A 22072-nucleotide genomic window follows, 5' to 3' on the forward strand; every position below is an offset into this window, starting at 1 on the left:
ACGTCCGGTTCAACCGCTCGGACGGTCGCTTGTATGGCTGTATGCCTGGCGCTTGGCCCTCGGGCCGTCCGGCGTCAGCCGCCGGGCCGGCACCCCGCCATCGGCCAGGACCAGCGGCCCTCGCACCGGCCGCGCTGCACTTCCGGGTCCGGCTGCACGGTCTGCGGGCGCAGCGAGGTCTGCCAGTCGAGTACCGTCCCGCCGGCCGGCTGCCCGGTGCAGTTGCGGCTCAGCCACGTGGTGCAGCGCGGCGAGCGCAGGTCGGGGACGGGCCGCAGCTCCGGCCGGTTGAGCACGGTGGCGAACTCGTGCAGCCGCTGCGCGGTGCCGCTGCACGTGTCGGAGAGGACGCCGTCGGACGAGCACGCCTTGTCCCGCCCGAGCGACCAGAACGCGAGCAGCTGGATCCCCTTGGCGTTGGCGAAGTTCGCCAGTGCCTCGGCGTCCCGGGTGGAGAAGACCTCGTTGGTGACGTCGTTGACGCCGATCATCGGGGTGTTCCCCTGTATCCCCCAGAGCTCCCGGTCGCTCTTCTCCGGCCAGATCCGGGCCATCTGCTCGTGCAGCTCACGGGCGGCCATGGTGGCGATCCGGCCCATGTCGAAGTCCGGGCCGTAGTCCATGGTCATGATGTTCACCACGGAGACGTCCAGGCCCCGGCGCTTCGCGTCGGTCAGCAGGTGCAGCGCGCTCGGTGACAGGCCGTCGGGATTGACCGGGAGCGTGAAGTGCACGGCGAGCCGCCGGCCCGCGGCCGCGTACTCGTGCTGGAGGTCGGCGATCACCTGGTTGCGCCGCTCGACGGAGTCGGCGTCGTCGAGCGTGTCGCCCTCGATGTCGAAGTCGACCCGGGTCAGGTTGAGCGAGTCGATCACCCGGCGGTAGGCGGCCTTGAGCGCGGTGGGCGTGTCGCAGACCAGCGCGAGTTCGGTGCCCAGCCCGCCGCCGAACGAGGCGATCACATCGCCGCCGCTCGCCCGCAGCTTGTTCACGGCCGACTGCCAGCCCTCGTCCTCGACCGAGACGGTTCCGTTGAACGAACCGTTGCAGCCGCCGTCGCTGATCACGAAGGCGAGCGTGAAGTACTTGAGCCCGGTGCTCCTCTGAGCCTCGGTCAGCGAGGTGCCGGACCGCCAGGCCTCCAGGTACGGCGCGGTGTACCGGGTCGGGAAGCCCGGGCCGGGGGCGGCGATGGCCGCGGCGGGCCCGGCGCCCGCGAGCAGCAGGCCGGCGGTCATGAGCGGGGCCAGGGCTGAGGTCAGGCGGGGAGCGCTGCGCATCCGTGTCCTTGTGCTCGGACCGGACGGGGTGCCGGTCGGCTGGCTCGCTGGCGCTCTGCTGCTGAGCGGAACTGATGCTCCGTCGGTCGCCGGTGCTCCCTCGGCCGAGGGATCGTGTGCTTGTATGCAAAACGCTGAGCTTCTCCAGCACCCTAACGAGGGCGCCGGCGTGGCCGCCGCCCGAACTGCGGCGAGTGGGGGACGCCTTCGCCCGTCCGGCGCAGCAGAACGCTGCCGGCCACCCGCGGCCGGCGGTGGTTCGCCGTGGCCCGCCGGGCCTCAGGCCGCGCTGAGGCGGCGGTGCAGCTCGGCGGGGAAGTCCCGGTAGCTCGCGACGACGTCGTCGAGGTCGAGCCACGGCGGTAGGTCCCAGGCGTCCTGATGCTCGATCAGGAAGTCGGCGATCTGCTCGACGGCCCGGCGTTCGCTGTCCGGTCCGACGCCGAGGGAGTCCAGCACCCCGGGGTCGGCCCGGAACCGGGTCTGGCAGGACCGGCCGTACTCGCTGAGGCGGACGAGGTACTCGTGGTCGCCGAGTGCCTCGACCGTGATGTGCTCGTTCATGTCCGGCGGGTGCCCGATCGACCGGGCGGCGAAACGGCCGACCCGGCCCGGGGGCACCGGGTTCACTCGCTTGGGCCCGGCGCCCCCGGTCGAGGACGTCCATGGTCGGGGTTTGCGCCGGCGGGCCGGGAACCGGTCTGATGAGCGGCATGGACCTCGACCCGAAGCGGCTGCTCGTGCTGCACGCCGTCGCGGATTTCGGCGGGATCAGCGCGGCCGCGCGGCGGCTGGGCGTCACGCCGTCCGCCGTCTCGCAGGCGCTCGCCCGGCTGGAGCAGGAGGCCCGCGTCCCGCTGCTGGACCGCAGTGGGGCCCGCTCCGAGCTGACCGCCGCCGGGCGGGCGCTGGCCGCGCGCGGACGGCGGATCGCCGAGGAGCTGGACCGCGCCGAGCGCGATCTCGCCCTGATCGGCGCGCCGGTGGCCGGACCGGTGACGATCGGCGCGATCCCGTCCTACCTGCCGGTGGTCTGCCACGCGCTGGGGCTGCTGGCCGAGCGCCACCCGCTGCTGGAACCGGTCCTGCACGAGGAGAAGGCCGACAATCCGTCACTGGACAGCCTGCGCAACGGGGACGTCGATCTCGCGCTCGTCACCTGCTACGACCAGGCGCCGCCGCAGACCCCGGCCGGTGTGCTCTACCAGATCCGGCTGCAGGACGAGTACCGGGTCGTGGTGCCGCCGAACTGGCCGTGCCCGGCCTCGTTCGCCGAGCTCGACCGGGCGCCGTGGATCGTCGGCGCGCCCGGATCGGCGGCCGGGCAGGTCTTCGAACGGCTCGCCGCCACCCACGCTCTGACGCCCGCCCGGCGCCACCTGGCGACCTCCCGGGCGGCGACCCAGACGCTGTTGCGCGGCGGGCTGGGCGCGGCGGTGCTGTCGGCGGGCACGGCGTCGGTGATGCGCGGCGAGTGGGGGCTGACGGTCACCGCGTTGCCGGTGCCGGGGTACATGCAGCTGCGCGGCTACTACCGCACCGCGGCCGACGGGCCGTCACCTGCGGTGGAGGCGGTGCTGGCCGCCGTGACGGAGGCGACCCGGGAGGCCTCGCTGGCGGTGGCCGGGCTGGGCGTGCTGGAGCGGGAGCCGTACCTGCTCAGGCCGGGCCTGACGGCTCCTCGGGCTTAGGGCCTGTCCGGAGCGGTCGGCGATCGCTTGTGACGCTGCTCAGCGCTGGTGTTCGGCGGCGGCGCGGACGGCGAGCATGATCGGGCCGGCGACGTCCGCGGTGATGTCGGCCGAGTGCGCGTCGATCTTGTTGTCCTGCTTGTTGTAGAAGGTGATACCGCCGAACGTGGTGGGCGTCATCCAGAAGCACGAGGTGTTCTCCGCCGCTATGGTGCCCAGCAGCGACCGGCCGGCCTGGAAGTCCTCGTCGCAGGTGTCGGCGCCGCCGTTCGGGCCGGGGGCGACCTGCTTGAAGTTGTGCGTGATCGCATCGCCCTGGCCGTCGTTGGTCGCGGTCGGTGCCGTCGACAGCCGGGTCACGTTCGAGGGGGTGAAGCCCTTGCCGTTGACGCCGGTGACGATCAGCCAGGCGTCCTCCGAGGGATCGTCGTAGACCCCGACCACCACGTCTCCGGTCGCGCCGACCTGCGCCGAGGTCTGTGCCCAGGTGTCGGTGATCTTCTTCAGCTGGGCCGCGCTCGGCTGGATCCGCGGGTGCCCGGCGACGCTGTCGGGCAGTGCCATCACCCAACGGGGGGCGGCCGCGGCCGGTGCCGGGGCCGCCACCGAGGCCGCGGCCGGTGCGCCACCGCTGCTTGCGGAGGAGCCGGATGCGCAGCCGCCGAGGACCACGGTGGCGGCGAGCGCGGCCGCGCAGGCGGCGAAACGGTTCGGCACGGGCACGGACATGGGCGCGGACATGGGCCAGCCTCCTTGGGAGCGTCCGGCAGGCGACCTCGACGCCTGCCGGGCTCCACTGTGGACCTCGGCCGTGCCATCGGGTGCTCAGCAGAGCTGAAGGCCGGTGACAGCAGGGCTAACGACGCCCGGACAGGTCCTAGCCCTGGTGCCGGCCCGCCTCGGTGCGGCCGATCCGCAGGGCCCAGAGGATCAGCGGCGCCTGGAGCGGCAGCCGCCCGAGCGCGACGGCCCGCTGCGGTGCCGGGCGGTGGCGCCAGTCGTACGCCATCTTGACGTTGGCGGGGAAGACCGCGGCGAAGAGTCCGGCGGCGGCCAGTGCGCCGACCCGGCGGGTGCGCGGCATCGCGACGGCCGCGCCGACCGCGAGTTCGGCGACCCCGCTCGCGTACGTCCAGCTGCGCGGGCTGCCCGGCAGCGACCGGGGCACGATCGCGTCGAACTGGCGGGGCACCGCGAAGTGTGCGACACCCATCCCGAGCAGCAGTCCGCTCAGCGCTTTCGCGGAACGCTTCGATCCCAGCACGGCAACTCCCGGCCTCCGGCTCCGCCGGATCGGCGGAGGTTCATTACCGGAGAGTAGCGTTCGCGGCTCGCCCGGCGGAAGGCTGAGCGGGCGGCCGTCGGTGGCGGCTCCCGGCGGCGATCGGCAGCGGGAGAAAAACCAGGTGCCGAGCCCCCGCGTGCTCTGCCAGCCTCGGACCGCACGCCACCGTCCGTCGACCGAGTGAAGGAGCCCGCTCATGTCGGAGCCCGCCGACCGTCAACTGTCCGCATTCTTCTCGGACGGGCGGCTGACCACGATCCCGCGCAAGGAGGCCCGCCGCGCGCAGCTGCTCGACCACCTCGCCGCGACGCTCTTCGAGCCCGAGCGCAGCTACACCGAGCCGGAGGTCAACGAGGCGATCGGCACGGTGTACGACGACTGGTCGGCGCTGCGCCGCTACCTGGTGGAGAGCGGCCGGCTCTCCCGCACCCGGGACGGCCGCAGCTACCACCGCCCGGCCTGACCGGCGCGAGGTGGGAGGCGGGACCGCGTCGGTCAGACCCGGGGCAGCAGCCGGTCCAGCCAGCGCGGCAGCCACCAGTTGACCTTGCCGAGCAGCTCCATGATCGCCGGGACCAGGACCATCCGGACCAGCGTCGCGTCCAGGAAGACCGCGACCGCCAGGCCCAGGCCGAACTCCTTGACCGCGATGTCGGGCGTGGCGAGCACCGAGAGGAAGACCGTCACCATGATCGCGGCCGCCGTGGTGATCACCCGCGCGGTCCGGCCCAGGCCGCGCGCCACCGCCTCCCGGGTGTCCAGGCCGCCGTCGTACTCCTCGCGGATCCGCGAGACCAGGAAGACCTCGTAGTCGGTGGAGAGCCCGAACAGGATCGGGAAGATGAACAGCGGCACCCATGCCGTGATCGGCGCCGTGGTCGGAAACCCGAGCAGCGAGCCGAGCCAGCCCCACTGCACGATCGCGACCAGCACGCCGAACGCGGCGCCGACCGAGAGCAGCGTCATCACCGCCGCCTTCAGCGCGATCGCGACCGAGCGGACCAGGAAGAGCAGCAGCACCAGGGCCAGACCGATCACGGTCGCGATCAGATACGGCAGCCGCGCGCTGACCTCGTTCGCGAAGTCGGTGTCGCCGGCCGTCGGGCCGCCGACGTGCACGACCAGGCCGGTGCCGGCCACGGCGGCCGGGATCACCTCGCCGCGCAGCCGGTCCAGCAGCTGCGGCGTCGCGGGATCCAGGTGCGCGGTCGTCGGGTAGGCGATGAAGAGTGCGGCCTCGCCGTCCGTACTGATCTGTGCCGGCGTCACCTGCGCGACCCCGGGCGTGTGCTCGACCGCGCTGATCAGCTGGTCGAGGTGGGCCGCGCCGCCCGGCGGCAGCTCGGTGACGATGACGAACGGCGCGTCGTAGCCCGCGCCGAAGCCCTTGGTCAGGATCTGGTGTGCGGCGTAGCCGCTGGTGTCGTGCGGCTCGGTGCTGTTGTCCTCGAAGCTCAGCCGCATCGAGAAGGCCGGGATGGCCAGCACGATCATCACGGTGGCCCCCACGACCAGCCCGGTCACCGGGCGCCGCTGGATCACCCGGGCCCACCGCTCGGCCAGCGGGCTGCGCGAGCCGGTCCGGCCGAGGTAGGGGAGCCTGAACCGGTCGATCCCGTGCCCGGCGAAGCCGAGCAGCGCGGGCAGCAGCGTGATCGAGGCGATCATCGTCATCAGCACCGTCACCGAGGCGGCGACGGCCGTCGCGTTGAGCAGCTTCTGCTGGACGACGAAGAGGCCGAGCATCGCGATCACCACGGTCGCGCCGGCGAAGAGCACCGCCCGGCCGGCCCGGGAGATCGAGATGATCACCGCCTGCTCGGGGTCCGCGCCGTCGGCGAGGCCCTCGCGGTAGCGGGTGACGATGAAGAGCGCGTAGTCGATGCCGACGCCCAGGCCGAGCAGCGTCGCCACGATCGGGCTGAACGAGGGCGCTGGGAAGACGTAGCCGAGCAGGAAGGTCAGCGCCAGGCCGCTGCCGATGCCGAACAGCGCCGCCAGCATGGTCAGGCCCATCGCGAGCAGCGAGCCGAACGCGATCAGGATCACCAGCATCGCGGCGAGCGCGCCGATCGCGTCCGACTTGCCGCCGTAGGGCGTCTCCGCGGTGACCACGTCGGCGCCGCCGAGCGCGAAGGTCACGCCGTTGCCGCTCGCCGCCTTGGTCTCGTCGATCAGGTGCTTGACCTCGGCGGTCGGCAGCGGATTGGTGTCCGACTGGATCGGCGCGAACGCGATCGTGCCGTCCTGGGAGATCTGGCCCGGCGTGCTGTACGGCGAGTGCACCGAGGTGATGTGCGGGGCGCTCGCCAGCTGCGCGATCAGTGCGTCCACCCGGGCGTGCACCGCGGGGTCGGCGATCCCGGCCGGTGCCTCGATCGCCAGCGTGAGCAGGCTGCCCTTGCGCTCCGGGAAGTGCTCCTTGATCAGGTTCTGGGCCTGGGCGGACTCCGAGCTCCCGCCGGTGAACATGTTGTCGGCGGGCGCGGAGAAGCCGAACCCGACGGCCATCACGAGGACGAGGCCGATCCCCCAGAGCACGACCACCAGCCGGCGCCGCCGGTAGCAGAACCGGCCCAGCCGACCGAGGGATCCGTGGAGAGCGACATCGGTGGTCATCGCTCACACGCTAGGGCCTCTCTTATGGGTCTTGCCGGATCGGCGCGCGGCGTTGGGCGCCCGGCTGGGCGTGCCGGCGGATCGTCCTCGTACTGGGTCGTACTTGGATGATTCGCCGGTGCGTCCAGGCGGGATGCCCGGCGTCGCGCGCCCGGCAAGAGCCATAAGAGAGGCCCTGGGGCGGGAGTGCGCGAGCGGGCTCCCCGGCGGCGGCCGTCGGGGGGACGGGCAGGCGCGGTGGGTCAGCTTGGGGTCAGCGGTGCCGGGCTTCGGGCGGCTCCGGGTCGGTCGGGTCCGGACCCGGGACGGGCGGGCGCGGGGGCTGCGGCGTTGGGTCGGGCGGCATCGGCTCCGGTGGCAGCGGCTCGGGCGGGAAGGGGCGTGGCGGGGCCACGTCCGGGTCGGAGGGGAACGGGATGGTCATCGCTCTCACCTGCGGTTCTGCGGTTGGCGACGCTGCGGCTTCCGGGGGCGGGCCCGGCGGGTGGACGGGCCGCCCCTCCTTCATTCTCGACCCGGCGGACGGTACGCGTGGCCGGTGTGCGGCGGGCCCTATCCGCTGCGCTCCAGCTCGGCCAGGGCGTCGTGCCACAGCGCGGGGAGTGAGTCGGCCCCCGGGAGTGCGGCGTCGGCCAGGAAGGTGACGTAGAGCCGGTGCCGGTCGGCCGACCAGGCGACGAAGAGCGGCTGGCCCGGCACCGACACCGGCAGCGGATACAGCTCGGCGACCGGTCGGCCGGCGACTGTCAGCGGGTGGCGCAGCCGGACGTCGGCGAGGGTGAGCGGGGTGTAGCGCGGGTCGATGCTGCGGCTCAGGCTCAGCGCGCCGCACCAGTACGGCAGCCGCTGGTAGAGCACCTGGTGCCGGCGGCCGAGCGCGGCGAACCGGGCGAAGGTGACCTGCTCGCGGAGGATCCGCAGCCGGTCCAGTGGTGACGGCTCGGCGCAGGGCAGCGCGACGCCGGCGACGCCGCTGCTGTTGCCGAGCAGCCGGTGCGGGTGGTCGGGCGGGCGGACGCTGACGGCCAGGGTGGCCCGCAGCCCGGGACCGGGGGCGGCCCAGTCCGCGGGGTGCCAGGCCCGCAGCGCGCCGGTGAGGACGGCGAGCGCGATCTGGTGCGTGTTCGCGCCGGTGGCCCGGGAGATCGCGTGCAGGCGGCCGAGCTCCGCGCAGGCGGTGTGCACGGCGCGCCGACCGCTCGGCGGGGTGTCCAGGGCGGACCAGTGCGCGCCGCGGCGCATCGGCGGCAGTAGTTCCCGCAGCAGGTCGGCCTGCCAGCGGGCCGGTGGGTGCTGCTCACGGCTCACCTGGCGCGGGAGGCGCGCGGCCGGTCCGAAGAGTCGCTGGACCGTCTCGACGGCGGCCAGGCCGTCCTGGAACACGTGGTGGGCCCGGTAGCAGAGCAGGTGGCCGCCGCCGGGCCGGCGGGCGATCCACAGGCCCCAGAGCGGCCGGGTGCGGTCCAGCGGCTCTTCGATCAGCTCGGCCAGCAGGTCGGCCGTGGTGGCTGGTGTGGTGGAGCCGGCCGGGCCGGGGTGCTCGTGCAGGTGGGCGCTCAGGTCGAACGCCGGGTCTGGCTCCCAGCGCGGTCGCCGGCGTGATCCGCCGAGCCGGCAGGTGAGTTCGGGGGCGGCGGCGAGCCGGGGGGCCAGCTCCTCGGCCAGCTCGGCCGCTGTCGGCGGCTCGCCGTCCAGCAGCAGGGCCAGTCCCAGGTGCATGGCCGGATCCGTGCCGAGCTCGACGAGCTTGAGCACCAGGCGGTCCTGGACGCAGAGCGGACGCGGGGCCGGCACCGTAGGCGGTGTTTCGGGACGTGGGTCGGGCAGCGCGTCCGCCGCGCTGGTGATCGCGCCGGGTGAGCCCGAGGACTCGGTGCCGGCCGGGTGGCTGGGCATGGTCAGGCGGCTCCGATCGCCAGCACGGTGTTCTGCCCGCCGAAGCCCACCGAGCCGGAGAGCGCGAGCGGGATCCGGCCGAGCCGGCACTCGGTGGGCAGGTCGAGTTCGATGCCGCGGCCGGGCGTCGCGAGGTTGGCGGTGGGCGGGATCCGGCTGCTCTCGACCGCGAGCACCGTGAGCACCGCCTCCACCGCGCCGGCCGCGCCGAGCAGGTGCCCGGTCACCGCCTTGGTCGAGCTGACGGCGGGCCGGTGCGGCAGCAGGTCGGCCAGCACCCTCGCCTCGACCAGGTCGCCGAGCGGCGTGCCGGTGCCGTGGGCGTTGACGTACCGGACGTCGGAGCCGGCGGCGTCCGCGTCCGCCAGTGCCGCGCTCAGCGCCGACCGCAGACCGGTGCCCTCGGGGTGCGGCTTCACCACGTGGTGGGCGTCGCTGGAGGAGCCGTGGCCGAGCACCAGTGCCCGCAGCCGGGCACCGCGGGCCCGGGCGTCGGCGGCCCGTTCGAGCACCAGGATCCCCGCGCCCTCGCCGATCACGAAGCCGTCGCGGTCCGCGTCGAACGGGCGCAGCGCGCCTGATGGATCGTCAAATCGCCGGGACAGGGCGCCCAGCCGGTCGAAGCCGGCGATGTGGTACGGCGGCAGAGCGGCGTCCGAGCCACCGGTGACCACCAGGTCGCAGCGGCCCAGCCGCAGCAGGTCCACGGCCAGGCCGATCGCGGAGGCTCCGGAGGCGCAGGCCGTGTTGACGGTGAACGAGGGCCCGGTGGCACCGATGTCGATCGCGAGTTGCGCGGAGAGCGAGTTGCCGAAGGTGCTCGGGAAGGCCATCGCGGAGAGCTCCGCCGCGCCGCCGGCCAGCAGCGCCCGGTGCTCGGCCTCGTGCGTCGTGCTCCCGGCGAGCCCGGAGCCGAGCACCACGGCGACGCGGGCGCGGTCGCCGGCGGCCGGGTCCCAGTCGGCGTCGATCAGCGCCTCGCGCAGCGCGAGCAGTGCGAGTGCCGTCGCCCGGTCGGGTCGGCGGGAGCGGGCCCGGCCGAGTCGCTCGGGGTCGAACGGCGGTGCGGTGCAGGAGAGATGGGGGACAGGATCGGCGGTCGGCGCGAGCGCCGAGGTCGGCAGCCCCTTGCAGACCCGGTCCCAGCTCGTCGCCCAGCCGTCGCCCGCCGGCGTCAGCAGCCCGATCCCGGTGACCGCGACCTCGGCTCGGCTCATGAGGCCACCGCCTGGTGCGCGTCGATGACTTCGGCCACTTCGGCGAGCGTGGCGGCGGCGTGCAGCTTCTCCTCCTCGACGACGACGCCGAACTGCCGGCGCAACACCAGCACCAGCTCGGCGATGGCCAGCGAGTCCACCCCGGCCTCCTCGCGCAGCGCCTGCGGCTCGATCAGCTCCTCGGGGGTGCCGATCTCCACCAGCAGATCCTTCAGCTCCTCGAACGGCATGGCGTTCTCCCTCTGTTCACGATGGCTTCGGTGGTGGTGACGTCGGCAGTGGTTCACGTGGTGGTGCTGCTGTCGGCAGTCGCGCTCTCGGCGGGGCAGTCGCCGGGCTGGGCCTTCTCGCGTGAGCGGCTCGGCGCCGCCGAGCGGTCGTGCACCGTCATCGGCAGGGCGCCGAGCGTGAGCGAGAAGGTCGGCACCGGCTCGACGGGCGCCGCGGAGACCGGCCGGAGCTCCCGGCGTGCGGCCATCGAGGCCAGCACGATGACGAGTTGGGTCCAGGCGAAGGACTCGCCGAGGCAGCCGTGCGCGCCGAGACCGAACGGAAGGAAGGCCTGCGGATCCGCCCGGCTGGGGCGCTCGGGGCACCCGAGGCCGTCGGACTGCTCGGACCGTACGGATCGCTCGGCGGAGAGATCCCAGCGCGAGGGGTCGCAGCGCTCCGGCTCGGGGAACCAGGCGGGATCGCGCTGCAGTGCGTACGGCGAGAACATCACCATGCTCCCGGCCGGGATCCGCCGGCCGCCGAGTTCGACGTCCACCTTCGCGGCGCGGGAGATCAGGTAGCCCGGCGGGTAGAGCCGCAGCGCCTCGTGCAGCAGCTTGCGGGTGTAGTCGAGCCGTGGCAGGTCGTCGAACTGCGCCGTCCGGCCGCACAGTTCGCGGTCGGCCTCGCTCTGCAGCCGTTCCCGGAGCTCCGGGTTGCGGCCGATCAGGTAGACGCTCCAGGTGAGTGTGCGGGAGACCGACTCGGTGCCCGCCTGGAGGAGGGACATCGCCTCGTCGTGCACCTGCTGGTCGGCCATCGGCTCCCCGGTGTCGGCGTCCCGGGCGGCGAGCAGCGCCGAGAGCAGATCGCCACCGACCTCGTCCGCCGCCCCGCGCGGCTCGGCCCGGCGGGTGGCGATCAGGTCGGCGAGCAGCGCGTCGAGCGTGGTCATGCTGCGCCGGAACCGGCGGTTGAGCGGGGTCGGGAGCCGGGCCAGCAGCCCGGTCGGGTCCAGGCCACGGCTGCCCGCCCAGCGCATCAGGTCCGGGAGTGCGGCCACCACGGTGGCGACGCCGCGTTGATCCACTCCGCCACCGAACAGGCAGCGGACCGTGATCTCGGTCGCCAGCTCGCTGAACTCCCGGCTCATGTCGAGCACTTGTCCGTCACCCGGCCAGCGGTCCAGCCGCTCCTCGGTGAGCGCGCTCATCGTCCGCGCGTACTCGGCGATCCGGGCGTGCTGGAAGGCCGGCAGGATCAGCCGGCGCTGGCGGCGGTGGAACGGGCCGTCCGTGACGAGCAGGCCGTTGCCGATGATCCGCTTCATCACCCGGAACTGCGGGCTCAGCCCGAACTCGACCGCGCGCCTGGTCAGCACCTCCCGCACGAGCTGCGGGTCGTTCAGGACGAACGCCGGCCGGCCCGGCCCGGGCCGGATCGCCACCACCGGGCCGTGCCCACGCAGCGACTCCAGGAACTCGAGCCGGTGCCGCAGCAGTTGGCGAGCATGGCCGACGAGCGGCAGGCCTCCCGGAGCGATGGCGGCGGGGGCGGGCGGGGTGGGCACGGTTGGCGGGTTCCTCTCCGAGCCGCGCGGTGTCCCGGCGGGCTCGCTGATAGAACTGCATTCGCGACCGGACCACAAGCGGGATCCGGGCCCGCCCCGCCAACGAGTGAACGCCGTCACCCACTCGGACCTGCTGCGCCGCCGGTCCGAACTGCTGTGCTGCCAGGGCGATGTCCACGGGTCGCCCGGTCGGCCGCGCGACCCCTCGGCAGCGCGGGCCGCCGGGCCGCCGGTGCCCGGTCGGGCCCGACCGCGTGCGCGAGCGCGAGCAGCACGCAGACGTCCGCGAGTGCGGGGGCGTCGTAGAGCAGCGGACGCGGTCCGGCCTGGTCCGGCCGGCTGAGGTAGCCGCCGTCCGACTGCTGGCGCTCGATCAGGAATTCGACGGAACGATTCAGCCGATTGGCGTACCGAGGGCTGCGTGAGAGCGCGATCGCCGCGTAGGAGGTACTGATCGGATCGCTCTCGTCGCCCGCCTGGTGGCCCCAGCCGCCGTCCGGGTTCTGGGTCGCCGCCAGCTGCTCGACCGCTCGTCGCTTCAGCTGCCGGGCGATGGGTGCGCCGGGCGCCGCGTCGCAGGCCAGCACGGTGCGAAAGAGCGCGTTGCTGGCGTTCCGGCTCCAGCTGCGCTCCGGGACGGCCTGCGGGCCCTGGCGCTCGGCGATGAACGCGACGCCCTGCCGGACGGCCGCCCGGTGCACCGGGTTTGGGGCAAGTGCGTTGACGGCGGCGGCCGTTATGGCGATCTCCGACTGGGTGCCGCGGGCGAAGGTGGGGAACCCGCCGTCGGGATTGCGCTGCGCGAGCAGGTAGCCCTCGGCGGCGGCCACGGCGCGGGCGGTCGCCGAGTGCGGTGCGCCGCGGTCGACCGCGCGGAGGAACTCGATCGCGTAGGAGGCGTCGTCGACGTCGCTCTGGGCCACCCCGCGGGTGAATCCGAAGCCCCCGTCCGGGTGTTGCTGCCCGATCAGTGCCTCGCTCATCGCCGCGAGCAGCGGCCGGGGGCGGGTGGTGCCGGCCAGTGCGAACCCGCCGATCGCGGTGGCGAAGACGTCCAGCCCGGTGACGAACGCCAGCCCGCCGTCCGGGCGCAGCTCGGTGACGATCCGGGCAAGCGCCTGACGGACCGTCATGCGCAGTGCGTGGGAGGGGTGTTTGCGCAGGGCGAGTAGTCCGAGCAGCCGGGCCAGCTGGTTGGCCTCCCAGACCGGTCCGGGCCGCACGGCCGGCGCGAGCGCCGACCAGTCGCGGTCGGTGACGGCCTGCGGTCGGCCGTTCCCGTGCGCGGAGATGATGTGCAGTGCGGTCATCTCCAGACGCAGCCAGCTCTGTTGGCCGTCCGCACGGAAGGCCGCCGCCGGGGTGGGGCGGAACGCGGTGGCGCCCAGTTCGGCGAGGATGGTCGCGAACATCACCTGCTTGCGGCCGGCGGTGAAGTGGTCGAAGGAGGCCAGCGCGCGCTCGGCGGCGGGCGTGCCCGGGGTCGTTGCGCCGAGAACGGCTCGGGCGGCGGCGAGTTGGATCGGGTCGGGCGGGCCGAGGTCCAGGGTGCTCGTGAGGTAGCGGCGCAGCCGGGTGCGGGCGGTGGGGGCGCAGTCCTCGGCGGTGAGCAGGTGCAGCAGGATGGCCGACTCCAGGACCCGGCTCTCGCAGGGTGCTTCGACCAGTCCGTCCGCGCCCACCCGGTCGGTGACCCGCTGGGCCAGGCGGTCGCGGCAGCGCCGGGCGCGGGTGTCGGTCGTGGCGGTGGCGGTGGCGGTGGCGAGCGGCGGGTGAGGGCCGGCCGTCGGTGTGGGGGAGTGCGGCAGGCAGGTGGCGGTCATCGGCGGGCTCCGGGGGCGTCGGGGCAAGCGGGAGCGTCGGGGGAAGCGGGAACGAGGGGCCGGCCGAGCAGTCGGGCCAGCGCCTGCCGGCCGGCGGGGACGAACGGCTCCAGTGCGCCGTCCAGCACCTGGCGGGCCGGGACGAGTCGGCACCAGGCGATCTCGCGCGGATCGGCGAGCAGCGCGCCGTCGGTCAGGGCGGAGCCGGACAGCTCGGCGCGGTGCACCACGAGCCAGCAGGGGCCGATGGGCGAGTCGTGCCGGATCCGGAAGACCTCCCGCGGTGCCGCCCGCAGGCCCAGTTCCTCGGCGAGCTCGCGGGCCGCCGCCGCGTGGTAGCTCTCGCCGGCTCTGACCGAGCCGCCGATCAGCACGTCGTGGTATCCCGGGTAGACCGCGGCGCGTGCGGTGCGGCGGTACACCAGCACCCGGTCGTTCCGGTCGGTGCAGACGGTGGCGGCCACCCGGTAGTGGAGCCCAAGTGCGGCCGCCCGTCCACGCGGACCGCGCCCGACCGGCCGGTCCGCCGCGTCGACGTAGTCGACCGTCTCGGCGTCCACCGTCACCGTCCCGGCCGTCGCCGTGTCCAGGCTTCTCAACTCTTTGTCGCAGCCGTGCAGGCCGCATCGGTGAAGATCACGGTCGCCCAAAGTATCCGATGGGGTACAGTTCGTCACGTCAGGTCGGATAACGTCACGTCACGCGCCGCACGGGAGAGGCCTCATGAGCACGGCACAGAAGCCGGTCGCCGTTTCGCCTGCGGTCCCTGCCGTCCCTGCTGTCGCGCCGCCGCCGGAGTTGCCGGCCGAGGTGGTCGCCGAATGGCAGGCCGGTGGTGGCGAGTTGATCGAGCTGCTGACCAGGGCCGCCGTCCTCGGACCGGTCAGCAGCTTCACCGCCGGTGGCCGCCGGACCGTCCTGGTGACCGGCCCCGAGCTGGTCCAGGACGTGCTGGCGCGTCACCCGGAGGAGTACGTCAAGCACTCGCACCGGGCCCGGGTGCTGCTCGGCGACGGTGTGGTGATCGTGACCGGCGACCGCTGGAAGCGCCAGCGGCGGTTGCTCCAGGGCCAGTTCACCAGCACCGGGATGCGCCGCTACGAGCAGCGGATCACCGAGGCGGCGCAACGCACCGCCTGGCGCTGGTCCGAGCTCGCGCGCACCGGCGACCAGACCGACATCGCCGAGGACATGCGGTTCTTCGCGCTGGACACCATCTGGCGCGCGCTCACCGGGCACGCCCTCGACAGCCGGACCTGCCAGGAACTCCAGTCCGTGGACACCGCGGTGGCCAACCTGCCGACCGTCGCCGCCGGGCCGGCCGCGGATCCCGAGGCGATGGAGGAGGCGCTGGCCCAGATCGACGCCACCGCGGCCCGGGCGATCGCCGCGGCCCGCGCCGAGGCCATCGACCGGAGCCCGCGGGCCACCGAACCCGGCCTGCTGCACATCCTGTTGGACGCCGCGAAGACCCAGCCCGAGTACACCGACCAGCTGATCCGCGACGAGCTCGTCACCCAGCTGGTGGCCGGGCACGAGACCACCGCGACGACGCTGACCTGGCTCTTCCTGCTGCTGGACCAGAACCCGGAGGTCCGCGACCGGGCGGTGCAGACCTGCCGCTACGGCACCGCGGCCGAGCGCCGTGAGATCGTCAACGCGCTGATCAACGAGACGCTGCGGCTGTACCCGTCGATCTGGCTGATCCCCCGGCACGCCGCGGTCGATGAGCTGATCGGCGGCTACCGGGTCGAGGCGGGCAGCCCGGTGCTGGTCTGCCCGTACCTCACCCATCGTGATCCCGAAGTGTGGCGGGAGCCGGAGCGGTTCGACCCGTCCCGCTGGCTCGACCCGGCCCACCGCCCGCAGCGGCTCGGCGGCTTCCTGCCGTTCGGCATCGGCGCCCGCGCCTGCCTGGGCCAGCAGTTCGCGCTGCGCGAGATGGTCGCGCTGCTGGAGCTGCTGCTGCCGACCTGCGTGCCGGTGCTCAGCGACCCGCCCACTGGAGCGGTGTTCCGGATGACCCTGCGGCCGGACGGCCCGATCCCGGCTCGGATCCGTTCGCTCTGACCCTGCTCGGGCCGCGTAGGCCGCTCGGGCCGGGTGGGCTGCGGGTGGGCCGCGTGGACCGAGTGGCTGAGCGGGTGGCCGGTTGCGGCAGGATGATCACATGACTCGTACTCATGACCGCATCCCCGTAACGACGGTACCGAGCCGTCTCGGTCGGCTGACCGCGACCGAGCGGCGCCTGTGGCGCGCGTTCCCGTACGGCGAGTCGGTCGACCTGCGGACCGGCGACCCGGCCGTGGACGATCCGGCGAACGCCGACGGGTGGGGTGACGAGCGGACCGTGCGCGGCGAGGTGGTCTCCGCGCTGCTGCTCGGCGGCTGCCCGGCCGCGATCGGCGCGGTCGGCGCGGTGCGACTGGCCGGCGCGCGGATCACGGGGGACCTGTTCGTCGCCCACGGGCAGGTCGCCCACCTGCTGTCGCTGCGCGACTGCCGGTTCGACGGGCCGGTCGACCTGGACGACGCGGTCACCGAGTCGATCGACCTGAGCGGCTCGCAGCTCACCACGATCAGCGCGTACGGCGCCCAGGTGCGCGGCACCCTGGACCTGCGCGACACCGTGGTGACCGGCCGCGACGGGCACGCCGTGCACGCGGACGGCATCCGGATCGAGGGCAGCCTGCTCGCCAGCCGATCGGAGGTGACGGGCGAGTTCAGCCTGATCAACGCGCAGATCGCCGGACAGGTCGTCCTCGTCGACGCGCAGGTGCGCAACCACGCGCCCGCCGGCCGCTCGCTCAACGCCGGTGGCATCCGGGTCGGCCGCAGCCTGCTGGCCGACCGGATCGAGACGGACGGCGAACTCCGCCTGCCCGGCGCGCACATCGGCAGCGCGCTCTCGCTCGACGGCGCCACACTGGACGGCCTCGGGGGGTACGCGTTTCGCGGCGACTCGCTCACCGTGGCCAGCGAGACCTCGTTCAGCACCGACACCGCCGGGCGGTGCTTCACCGCGACGGGCAGTGTGCTGCTGCCCGGTGCGCGGTTCGGCGGCGGGCTGGACTTCAGCGGGGCGCAGCTCGTCGCCTCCGCCGACCGCCCCGCGCTGTACGCGAGCCGGGTGCTGGTCGAGGGCTCGCTGCGGCTGGGCGACGGGTTCCACACGGCCGACGAGATCCGGCTGACCGGCAGCCGGATCACCAACCACCTGAACCTGGCCGGGATGGCCAGCCCCGACGCGCTGCTCTCGCTCTACGGTGCGAACGCGGTCGGCGGCATCCGCGACGACCTCGACTCCTGGCCGAGCCGGCTGAACCTGGACGGCTTCAGCTACGGCTCGTTCAGCGAGTACCTCACGGCGGCGCAGCGGCTCCCGCTGATCCGGCGCCAGGTGCGGCGGGCGGACTCCCAGCAGGTCGGCGGGTTCCGCGCGCAGCCGTACGAGCAACTGGCCGCGTACTACCGCTCGCTCGGCAACGACGCCGAGGCCCGCACGGTGCTGCTCGCCCGGCAGCGGGCGCAGCGGAGCAGGCTGAGCTGGTGGCGCCGAATACCCGGACAACTGGTCGACCTGCTGGTCGGCTACGGCTACCGCCCGCTGCGCGCGATCGGCTGGGCGATCGCGCTGCTCGCCGCGAGCAGCGTCTACTTCAGCACGGTCAGGCCGCAGAAGGTGACCACCGAGGACACCTCGGCCTTCAACCCGGTGCTGTACGCGGCCGACCACCTGATCCCGGTGATCCACTTCGGCCAGTCCGACGTCTGGCAGTACCACGGTGCGGCCGCGGTGGTCACGGTGGTGCTGACCGTCCTCGGCTGGACCCTCGGCATCGCGATAGCCGCCGCCGCGACCCGCACGCTGACCAGCAACTGAGCGGTACCCGGGACGGACCGGGCGGGCCACAGCGCGCCGGGCGGGCCGGCTCGGGCGAGGATGGAACGACCGGACCGGCGCGAGGAGGACGGACGTGGCTTTCGAGGCCGAGGACATCAGGGAGTGGCGCGGCCACGAGGTGGTGGACGTGGAGGGTCGCAAGATCGGGCCGCTGGAGGCCGTCTACGTCGACACCCACACCGACCAGCCGGCGTTCGCAACGGTCACCATCGGGATGCTCTCCAAGCGCCGCCTGACCTTCGTCCCGCTCACCGGGGCGACGGTCGGGCCGGGCTACCTGAAGGTGCGCTACCCCCGGGACCAGGTCAAGGGCGCGCCCTCGATCGGCCTGGACGACATCCTGCCGGCCGAGGACGAGCCGGCGCTGTTCGCGCACTACGAGATCGAGTACACGACCGGCTCGGCCGGGGAACGCCGCCTGGCCCGGCCCTGATCTCCTCCGGTCCGTTGACCCGATCGGGTTACCTGATTCGGCCAAGCGGCTGACCGATCATGGCTGTGCGCGGTACCGTCGGCACCATGAGTGACCAAGGAGCGCCAGGGCCCTGCAGTGGTTGCAGTGGCTCGGGCGTGACCGAGCAGATCCGGCACAGCGTCGAAACGGCACCGGACGGCACCCAGAGCGTGATGGTCGAGAGCTTCACCGGCCCGTGCGGACGGTGCGGCGGCTCAGGAATGGCGGTCTGACATGCGACTCGTCTTCGAATGCACCGAGTGCGGGATCCACTACCTCCCGCCCGAGCGGCTGACCTACGGCGACGGCAGCGCGGCGAGCCCGCTCTGGTGCCGGCGCCATCAGGCGGTGATGCGAGCACTCGGCATCAGCGAGAACCCGGCCGCCGCAGCCATCGCACTGCTCGCCGCCAGGCAGCGTGCCGCGGCCGCCCCACCGGCGACCGAGGAGCCGGCCGCCCGCCCCGACGCCCGCCCGACCCGCCCGGCCCGCACCCGCCGCGCGACGCCGACCCCGGGCGGCCGCCGCAGCCGCCTGCACTGAGTTCGGCGGAACGGTTGAGGATCCGCAGCACGCGATGCTCACGTGGCGTTTCGGCTCCCCCTGGACACATACGCGCTGAATACAGAGGTGTCGAGATCCTTGAGGGACTCCAGTACCAGAGTGGCGATCGCAAAGCGAGGATCGCAGCGATCAGCGGCCTCGGGAACGGCGACGACCGTCATCTGGGCTGACGCGCCGGCAAGGACGCCGTTGAGCGAGTCCTCGATCACAATGCATTCGTCGGGTGACGCGCCGAGGGCGGCGGCTGCGCGGAGATAGGCGCCCGGGTGGGGCTTGCCGTGTTCGTCGTCTTCGGCCGAAAACACGGCATCGAAAGATCGTTCAAGGCCGGTGCTCGCGAGCGCATGCCGAATCACCGACTCCGGCGAAGACGACACGACGGCCATCGCCCTCGATGCACGCGCGCACGCCGCGACGGCGTGTTCGGCGCCGGGTTTCAGCGCCACTCCCTCCAGCCGACGGCACACGGCGGCCACGATCTGCTGCTCGACGTCGTCGGGGTCGGCTTGAATGGTGGCCCGATCGAACCAATAGGCCACCATGTCCCTTTGCCGCAGCCCGCGCGTCGCCGCCTGCATCTCCGTTGTGAGGTGCAGGCCAAGCGGACCGAACACCTCACGCTTTGCCGCGTCCCAGATCGGCTCGGAGTCGATCAGAAGGCCGTCCAGGTCGAACAGGACAATCGGTTGCATCGGTTGCTCTTTCGTTGGCGATCACGCGAGGACGAGACGATTCGCTGCCCCGCCGTGCGTGAGCAGATGGTGCTGTGGTCGTTGACGATGCTCATGCGCCGCCGACTGGCCCGGCGGCGAGCGTGAAAACGGCTTCTCAAGCCTGTCCGGCCGTCAGCTCGCTTCGCCGTCGGACTGCTCCCCCCGGAGCATGGAGAAGATCACCTGGTCGTGCCACTGCCCGCCGCGCCACTGCGCGGAGCGCAGTACGCCCTCCCGCGCGAAGCCGGCCTTTTCCAGCGCGCGCTGCTCGGCGAGGTTGGCGCAGTCCGTCCAGGCCTGGATCCGCTCGGCTCTGGTGTGGTCGAAGAGGTACTCGGCCAGCAGCCGCTGGGCCCGGGTGCCGATGCCCCGGCCGTGCGCGGCGGGCACCAGGCCGATCGCCAGGGTCCAGCAGGTGGACGTGTCGGGCCGCCCCCAGCTGCCGGGGAACCACTCGACCCGGCCCACCGTGGTCCCCTTCTCGGCGACGGAGAGCGCCCCGCCGTCCGCCCCGAGCAGGCCGGTGTCCGCGAAGCGGCGGCGCAGGCCGGCCGGTGAGTGGAAGCCGAACCACTGGTAGGGGCCGACGCCCTGCGGCCCGCTGAACTCCTGCTCGAACAGGTCGAGATCGTCGGCGGTGACGGGGCGCAGCGCTATCTCATCCGGCATGGAACGGCTCCTGATCCTCTCGGCCACACAGTTCGATCCCGCATGACCGGTGTGGGCAACGGGTTCTGAGCCTCCCACACATCGAATCGCGCGCCGGCGGCGGGAGTGATCAGTGGTCAGCCCTGGGCCAGCACGCTGCGGCAGTGCGCCCAGGCCGGCTCGGACAGCAGCGGCTGCCAGCGGGTGAACAGGCCCAGCAGGCTCGCGCCGTGGCGGGCGCGGACCTCCGGGCTGACCGCGGCGAGGTCCAGCTCGTTGGCGGCGGTGAGCTCGGCGAAGTCCTGACGCGCCTCGCGGCTCGCGGGCATCGGCGTGCCGGTGAACCGGTTGACGAGCGGGGCCGTGTCGTCGGTCAGGCCGCGGTAGGAGGCCTTGCGGTCGCAGGCGGCGTAGAAGTAGACGAGTGCCTCGGCCTCTTCGCCGATCGCCTCGACCAGTTCCGCGCGACGCTCCAGGTCCAGCAGTGCGACCGGGAACCCGTCGGTCCCGTAGAACGCGTGGCACAGCCCGGCCGACACCAGCGCCGGCCGGGCGCCCCAGGAGGTGAGCAGGGCACCGACCCGCTCCAGGTGCGCCAGCAGGGTGCCACCGGGGTGCTCGATCCCCGCCGCTCCCGCTGCCCGCAACATCGCCAACGCCTCTGCACTCATCTCAGCGTCCCCCGCCCGAACGATCGCCGTGTGATCCGTAACTGTGTCTGATCATAGGCACGGCGGGGACGGCCGTCAGGCGGCCCTACGTTGTTGATGGGTCGATGAAGCCAGTCGTATGGTCTTGATCACCCAGGGGTGCTGGGTGTGGCTTTCAGGCGGCTGCCGCTCGTGGCTCTCATGGCTTGGCCGCCCGGCACCCCACGACGACTCGGCCGCTGATTAGGAAGTGCGACAAGATCGCTGAGTAGGGCAATGCCGGCGAGGTCGTCCGTGGTAAGCACTGCATCGACGAGCACGGCAGGAGAACGATGAGCCGGATATGGGCGGGGATCGACTGCGGCAAGGCCCACCACCACTGCGTCGTCATCGACGCGGAAGGCAGGAAGCTGCTGTCCCGACGCGTGGTCAACGACGAGCTGGAGCTGCTGCAACTGCTGGACGACGTCCTCGACCTGGGCGAGGAGGCCACCTGGGCGGTGGACATGGCCGACGGCGGTGCCGCGTTGCTGATCACCCTGCTGGTCAACCACGGCCAGCCGCTGCTCTACATCCCCGGCCGGGCAGTCAACCGGGCCACGGACGGATACCGGGGCGAGGGCAAGACCGATGCCAGGGACGCGCTGGTCATCGCGGACCAGGCTCGTGTTCGCCGAGACCTGCGGCCCATGCGCCCTAGCGACGAGGCCACCATCGAGCTCAAGTTGTTCACGGCTAGGCGGACCGATCTGGTTTGTGATCGTACCCGGGCGGTCAACCGGTTGCGCGGGACGCTGACTAGTGTGTTCCCGGCGCTTGAGCGCGTGTTGGAGCTGACCAACGCCGGGCCGCTGGTGCTGCTGGCCGGCTACCAGACCCCGGCGGCCATCCGCCGAGCGGGTGTGAGCCGCTTGGAGAAGTGGCTGGGCAACCGCAAGGTTCGAAGCGCTGCCGCGCTGGCAGCCGCCGCGCACGAGGCCGCGGAGCGTCAGCACACCTCTGTGCCGGGGGAGAAGGCAATCGCCCAGATGGTCCAGGCCCTGGCCGAGGAGGTGATGGTCCTCAACGGGAAGGTCGCGGAGATCGACAAGCTCATCGAGGACCGGTTTCGCAAGCACGAACTCGCCGATGTGATCGCCAGCATGCCTGGCATCGGGCCTGTGCTCGGCGCTGAGTTCCTTGCCGCGATCGGCAGCGACATCACTTCGTTCGCGAGTCCTGACCGTCTCGCGTCGTTCGCGGGCCTGGCCCCGGCACCTCGGGACTCCGGGCGCGTCAGTGGCAACCTTCACCGCCCTCAGCAGTACCACCGCGGGCTGCAACGGGTCTTCTACACCTCGGCGTTGATCAGCATCGGCTGTCATACAGAGTCCAGGCGCTTCTACGACCGCAAGCGCGCTGAAGGCAAGCGTCACAAGCAGGCGGTCCTTGCCCTGGCCCGCCGACGGGTCAACGTTATGTGGGCACTCATCCGTGACGGACGGTGTTACCAAGCTGTACCTCCGGTTGCCGCAGCGGCTTGACAACTTCATTAGGAAGCCTTGA

At 72.9% G+C, this 22072-nt stretch carries 22 protein-coding genes; 7 read left to right on the forward strand and 15 right to left on the reverse strand.

Annotated elements, in window-relative coordinates; translation table 11 throughout:
- Positions 1-74 precede the first annotated feature (74 nt).
- Entirely contained in the window at positions 75-1280 is a 1206-nt protein-coding gene (locus AC060L_RS12275; protein ID WP_483798697.1) for a chitinase, read from the reverse strand.
- Positions 1281-1559: 279 nt separating this feature from the next.
- Complete coding sequence (locus AC060L_RS12280) at positions 1560-1844, reverse strand: hypothetical protein (protein WP_483798698.1); 285 nt, start codon at positions 1842-1844, stop codon at positions 1560-1562.
- Between the two features lie 140 nt (positions 1845-1984).
- Between AC060L_RS12280 and AC060L_RS12285 the strand changes: the two genes are divergently transcribed.
- Positions 1985-2971 carry a LysR family transcriptional regulator gene (locus AC060L_RS12285; RefSeq protein WP_483798699.1) on the forward strand — a complete coding sequence of 329 codons (987 nt, stop codon included), beginning with the start codon at positions 1985-1987 and terminating at the stop codon, positions 2969-2971.
- A 39-nt stretch (positions 2972-3010) separates the two neighbouring features.
- Here AC060L_RS12285 and AC060L_RS12290 read toward each other — a convergent pair whose 3' ends face one another.
- Entirely contained in the window at positions 3011-3712 is a 702-nt protein-coding gene (locus tag AC060L_RS12290; RefSeq protein WP_483798700.1) for a hypothetical protein, read from the reverse strand.
- A 136-nt stretch (positions 3713-3848) separates the two neighbouring features.
- Positions 3849-4184: a DoxX family protein gene (locus AC060L_RS12295; protein WP_483798727.1), complete on the reverse strand. Its 336-nt coding sequence runs from the start codon at positions 4182-4184 to the stop codon at positions 3849-3851.
- Positions 4185-4452: 268 nt separating this feature from the next.
- Here AC060L_RS12295 and AC060L_RS12300 point away from each other — a divergent pair, with 268 nt between their 5' ends.
- On the forward strand, positions 4453-4719 hold the full coding sequence (locus AC060L_RS12300; RefSeq protein WP_483798701.1) for a DUF2087 domain-containing protein: 267 nt from the start codon (positions 4453-4455) through the stop codon (positions 4717-4719).
- 32 nt (positions 4720-4751) lie between these two features.
- Here AC060L_RS12300 and AC060L_RS12305 read toward each other — a convergent pair whose 3' ends face one another.
- The 8 genes from AC060L_RS12305 to AC060L_RS12340 all read right to left on the reverse strand — a co-directional run bounded on the left by AC060L_RS12305 (position 4752) and on the right by AC060L_RS12340 (position 14193).
- Positions 4752-6875 (reverse strand): MMPL family transporter, encoded by a 2124-nt coding sequence (locus AC060L_RS12305; RefSeq protein ID WP_483798702.1) that lies wholly within the window; start codon positions 6873-6875, stop codon positions 4752-4754.
- A gap of 253 nt (positions 6876-7128) precedes the next feature.
- Positions 7129-7299 (reverse strand): hypothetical protein, encoded by a 171-nt coding sequence (locus tag AC060L_RS12310; protein WP_483798703.1) that lies wholly within the window; start codon positions 7297-7299, stop codon positions 7129-7131.
- A gap of 128 nt (positions 7300-7427) precedes the next feature.
- Positions 7428-8771, reverse strand: a complete 1344-nt coding sequence (locus AC060L_RS12315; RefSeq protein ID WP_483798704.1) for a wax ester/triacylglycerol synthase domain-containing protein — start codon at positions 8769-8771, stop codon at positions 7428-7430.
- Between the two features lie 2 nt (positions 8772-8773).
- Positions 8774-9988, reverse strand: a complete 1215-nt coding sequence (locus tag AC060L_RS12320; RefSeq protein ID WP_483798705.1) for a beta-ketoacyl-[acyl-carrier-protein] synthase family protein — start codon at positions 9986-9988, stop codon at positions 8774-8776.
- Positions 9985-10218, reverse strand: a complete 234-nt coding sequence (locus AC060L_RS12325) for an acyl carrier protein (RefSeq protein ID WP_483798706.1) — start codon at positions 10216-10218, stop codon at positions 9985-9987. The genes AC060L_RS12320 and AC060L_RS12325 overlap by 4 nt, the downstream gene beginning before the upstream one ends.
- Positions 10219-10271: 53 nt before the next feature.
- Complete coding sequence (locus AC060L_RS12330) at positions 10272-11771, reverse strand: cytochrome P450 (RefSeq protein ID WP_483798707.1); 1500 nt, start codon at positions 11769-11771, stop codon at positions 10272-10274.
- 116 nt (positions 11772-11887) lie between these two features.
- Positions 11888-13594 (reverse strand): prenyltransferase/squalene oxidase repeat-containing protein, encoded by a 1707-nt coding sequence (locus tag AC060L_RS12335; RefSeq protein ID WP_483798708.1) that lies wholly within the window; start codon positions 13592-13594, stop codon positions 11888-11890.
- Positions 13591-14193: an NUDIX domain-containing protein gene (locus tag AC060L_RS12340; protein WP_483798709.1), complete on the reverse strand. Its 603-nt coding sequence runs from the start codon at positions 14191-14193 to the stop codon at positions 13591-13593. Before AC060L_RS12340 ends, AC060L_RS12335 begins: the two co-directional genes overlap by 4 nt.
- Before the next feature lie 124 nt (positions 14194-14317).
- On the opposite strand from AC060L_RS12340, the gene AC060L_RS12345 reads away from it, so the two are divergent.
- The 4 genes from AC060L_RS12345 to AC060L_RS12360 all read left to right on the forward strand — a co-directional run bounded on the left by AC060L_RS12345 (position 14318) and on the right by AC060L_RS12360 (position 18495).
- Positions 14318-15664: a cytochrome P450 gene (locus AC060L_RS12345; RefSeq protein ID WP_483798710.1), complete on the forward strand. Its 1347-nt coding sequence runs from the start codon at positions 14318-14320 to the stop codon at positions 15662-15664.
- A 100-nt stretch (positions 15665-15764) separates the two neighbouring features.
- Entirely contained in the window at positions 15765-17477 is a 1713-nt protein-coding gene (locus AC060L_RS12350; RefSeq protein ID WP_483798711.1) for a hypothetical protein, read from the forward strand.
- Between the two features lie 94 nt (positions 17478-17571).
- Positions 17572-17931, forward strand: coding sequence for a PRC-barrel domain-containing protein (locus tag AC060L_RS12355; RefSeq protein ID WP_483798712.1), 360 nt, complete (start codon positions 17572-17574; stop codon positions 17929-17931).
- A 255-nt stretch (positions 17932-18186) separates the two neighbouring features.
- The gene (locus AC060L_RS12360; protein ID WP_483798713.1) at positions 18187-18495 is read left to right on the forward strand and encodes a hypothetical protein; all 309 of its coding nucleotides are present in this window, start codon (positions 18187-18189) and stop codon (positions 18493-18495) included.
- A gap of 38 nt (positions 18496-18533) precedes the next feature.
- On the opposite strand, the gene AC060L_RS12365 is transcribed toward AC060L_RS12360, so the two are convergent.
- The 3 genes from AC060L_RS12365 to AC060L_RS12375 form a co-directional block, all read right to left on the reverse strand.
- Positions 18534-19208: an HAD family hydrolase gene (locus tag AC060L_RS12365; RefSeq protein WP_483798714.1), complete on the reverse strand. Its 675-nt coding sequence runs from the start codon at positions 19206-19208 to the stop codon at positions 18534-18536.
- Positions 19209-19361: 153 nt separating this feature from the next.
- Positions 19362-19898, reverse strand: coding sequence for a GNAT family N-acetyltransferase (locus AC060L_RS12370; protein WP_483798715.1), 537 nt, complete (start codon positions 19896-19898; stop codon positions 19362-19364).
- 116 nt (positions 19899-20014) lie between these two features.
- Positions 20015-20548: a DUF6817 domain-containing protein gene (locus AC060L_RS12375; RefSeq protein WP_483798716.1), complete on the reverse strand. Its 534-nt coding sequence runs from the start codon at positions 20546-20548 to the stop codon at positions 20015-20017.
- 311 nt (positions 20549-20859) lie between these two features.
- On the opposite strand from AC060L_RS12375, the gene AC060L_RS12380 reads away from it, so the two are divergent.
- Positions 20860-22050 carry an IS110 family RNA-guided transposase gene (locus AC060L_RS12380; protein WP_483798717.1) on the forward strand — a complete coding sequence of 397 codons (1191 nt, stop codon included), beginning with the start codon at positions 20860-20862 and terminating at the stop codon, positions 22048-22050.
- Positions 22051-22072: the final 22 nt, after the last annotated feature.

Source organism: Kitasatospora sp. NEAU-69, from assembly GCF_057158765.1.

Coding starts and splice junctions, on each gene's coding strand:
- AC060L_RS12275 (WP_483798697.1), bottom strand. CDS start 1,280: ATGCGCAGCGCTCCCCGCCTGACCTCAGCCCTGGCCCCGCTCATGACC.
- AC060L_RS12280 (WP_483798698.1), bottom strand. CDS start 1,844: ATGAACGAGCACATCACGGTCGAGGCACTCGGCGACCACGAGTACCTC.
- AC060L_RS12285 (WP_483798699.1), top strand. CDS start 1,985: ATGAGCGGCATGGACCTCGACCCGAAGCGGCTGCTCGTGCTGCACGCC.
- AC060L_RS12290 (WP_483798700.1), bottom strand. CDS start 3,712: ATGTCCGCGCCCATGTCCGTGCCCGTGCCGAACCGTTTCGCCGCCTGC.
- AC060L_RS12295 (WP_483798727.1), bottom strand. CDS start 4,184: ATGGGTGTCGCACACTTCGCGGTGCCCCGCCAGTTCGACGCGATCGTG.
- AC060L_RS12300 (WP_483798701.1), top strand. CDS start 4,453: ATGTCGGAGCCCGCCGACCGTCAACTGTCCGCATTCTTCTCGGACGGG.
- AC060L_RS12305 (WP_483798702.1), bottom strand. CDS start 6,875: ATGACCACCGATGTCGCTCTCCACGGATCCCTCGGTCGGCTGGGCCGG.
- AC060L_RS12310 (WP_483798703.1), bottom strand. CDS start 7,299: ATGACCATCCCGTTCCCCTCCGACCCGGACGTGGCCCCGCCACGCCCC.
- AC060L_RS12315 (WP_483798704.1), bottom strand. CDS start 8,771: ATGCCCAGCCACCCGGCCGGCACCGAGTCCTCGGGCTCACCCGGCGCG.
- AC060L_RS12320 (WP_483798705.1), bottom strand. CDS start 9,988: ATGAGCCGAGCCGAGGTCGCGGTCACCGGGATCGGGCTGCTGACGCCG.
- AC060L_RS12325 (WP_483798706.1), bottom strand. CDS start 10,218: ATGCCGTTCGAGGAGCTGAAGGATCTGCTGGTGGAGATCGGCACCCCC.
- AC060L_RS12335 (WP_483798708.1), bottom strand. CDS start 13,594: ATGACCGCCACCTGCCTGCCGCACTCCCCCACACCGACGGCCGGCCCT.
- AC060L_RS12345 (WP_483798710.1), top strand. CDS start 14,318: ATGAGCACGGCACAGAAGCCGGTCGCCGTTTCGCCTGCGGTCCCTGCC.
- AC060L_RS12350 (WP_483798711.1), top strand. CDS start 15,765: ATGACTCGTACTCATGACCGCATCCCCGTAACGACGGTACCGAGCCGT.
- AC060L_RS12360 (WP_483798713.1), top strand. CDS start 18,187: ATGCGACTCGTCTTCGAATGCACCGAGTGCGGGATCCACTACCTCCCG.
- AC060L_RS12365 (WP_483798714.1), bottom strand. CDS start 19,208: ATGCAACCGATTGTCCTGTTCGACCTGGACGGCCTTCTGATCGACTCC.
- AC060L_RS12370 (WP_483798715.1), bottom strand. CDS start 19,898: ATGCCGGATGAGATAGCGCTGCGCCCCGTCACCGCCGACGATCTCGAC.
- AC060L_RS12375 (WP_483798716.1), bottom strand. CDS start 20,548: ATGAGTGCAGAGGCGTTGGCGATGTTGCGGGCAGCGGGAGCGGCGGGG.
- AC060L_RS12380 (WP_483798717.1), top strand. CDS start 20,860: ATGAGCCGGATATGGGCGGGGATCGACTGCGGCAAGGCCCACCACCAC.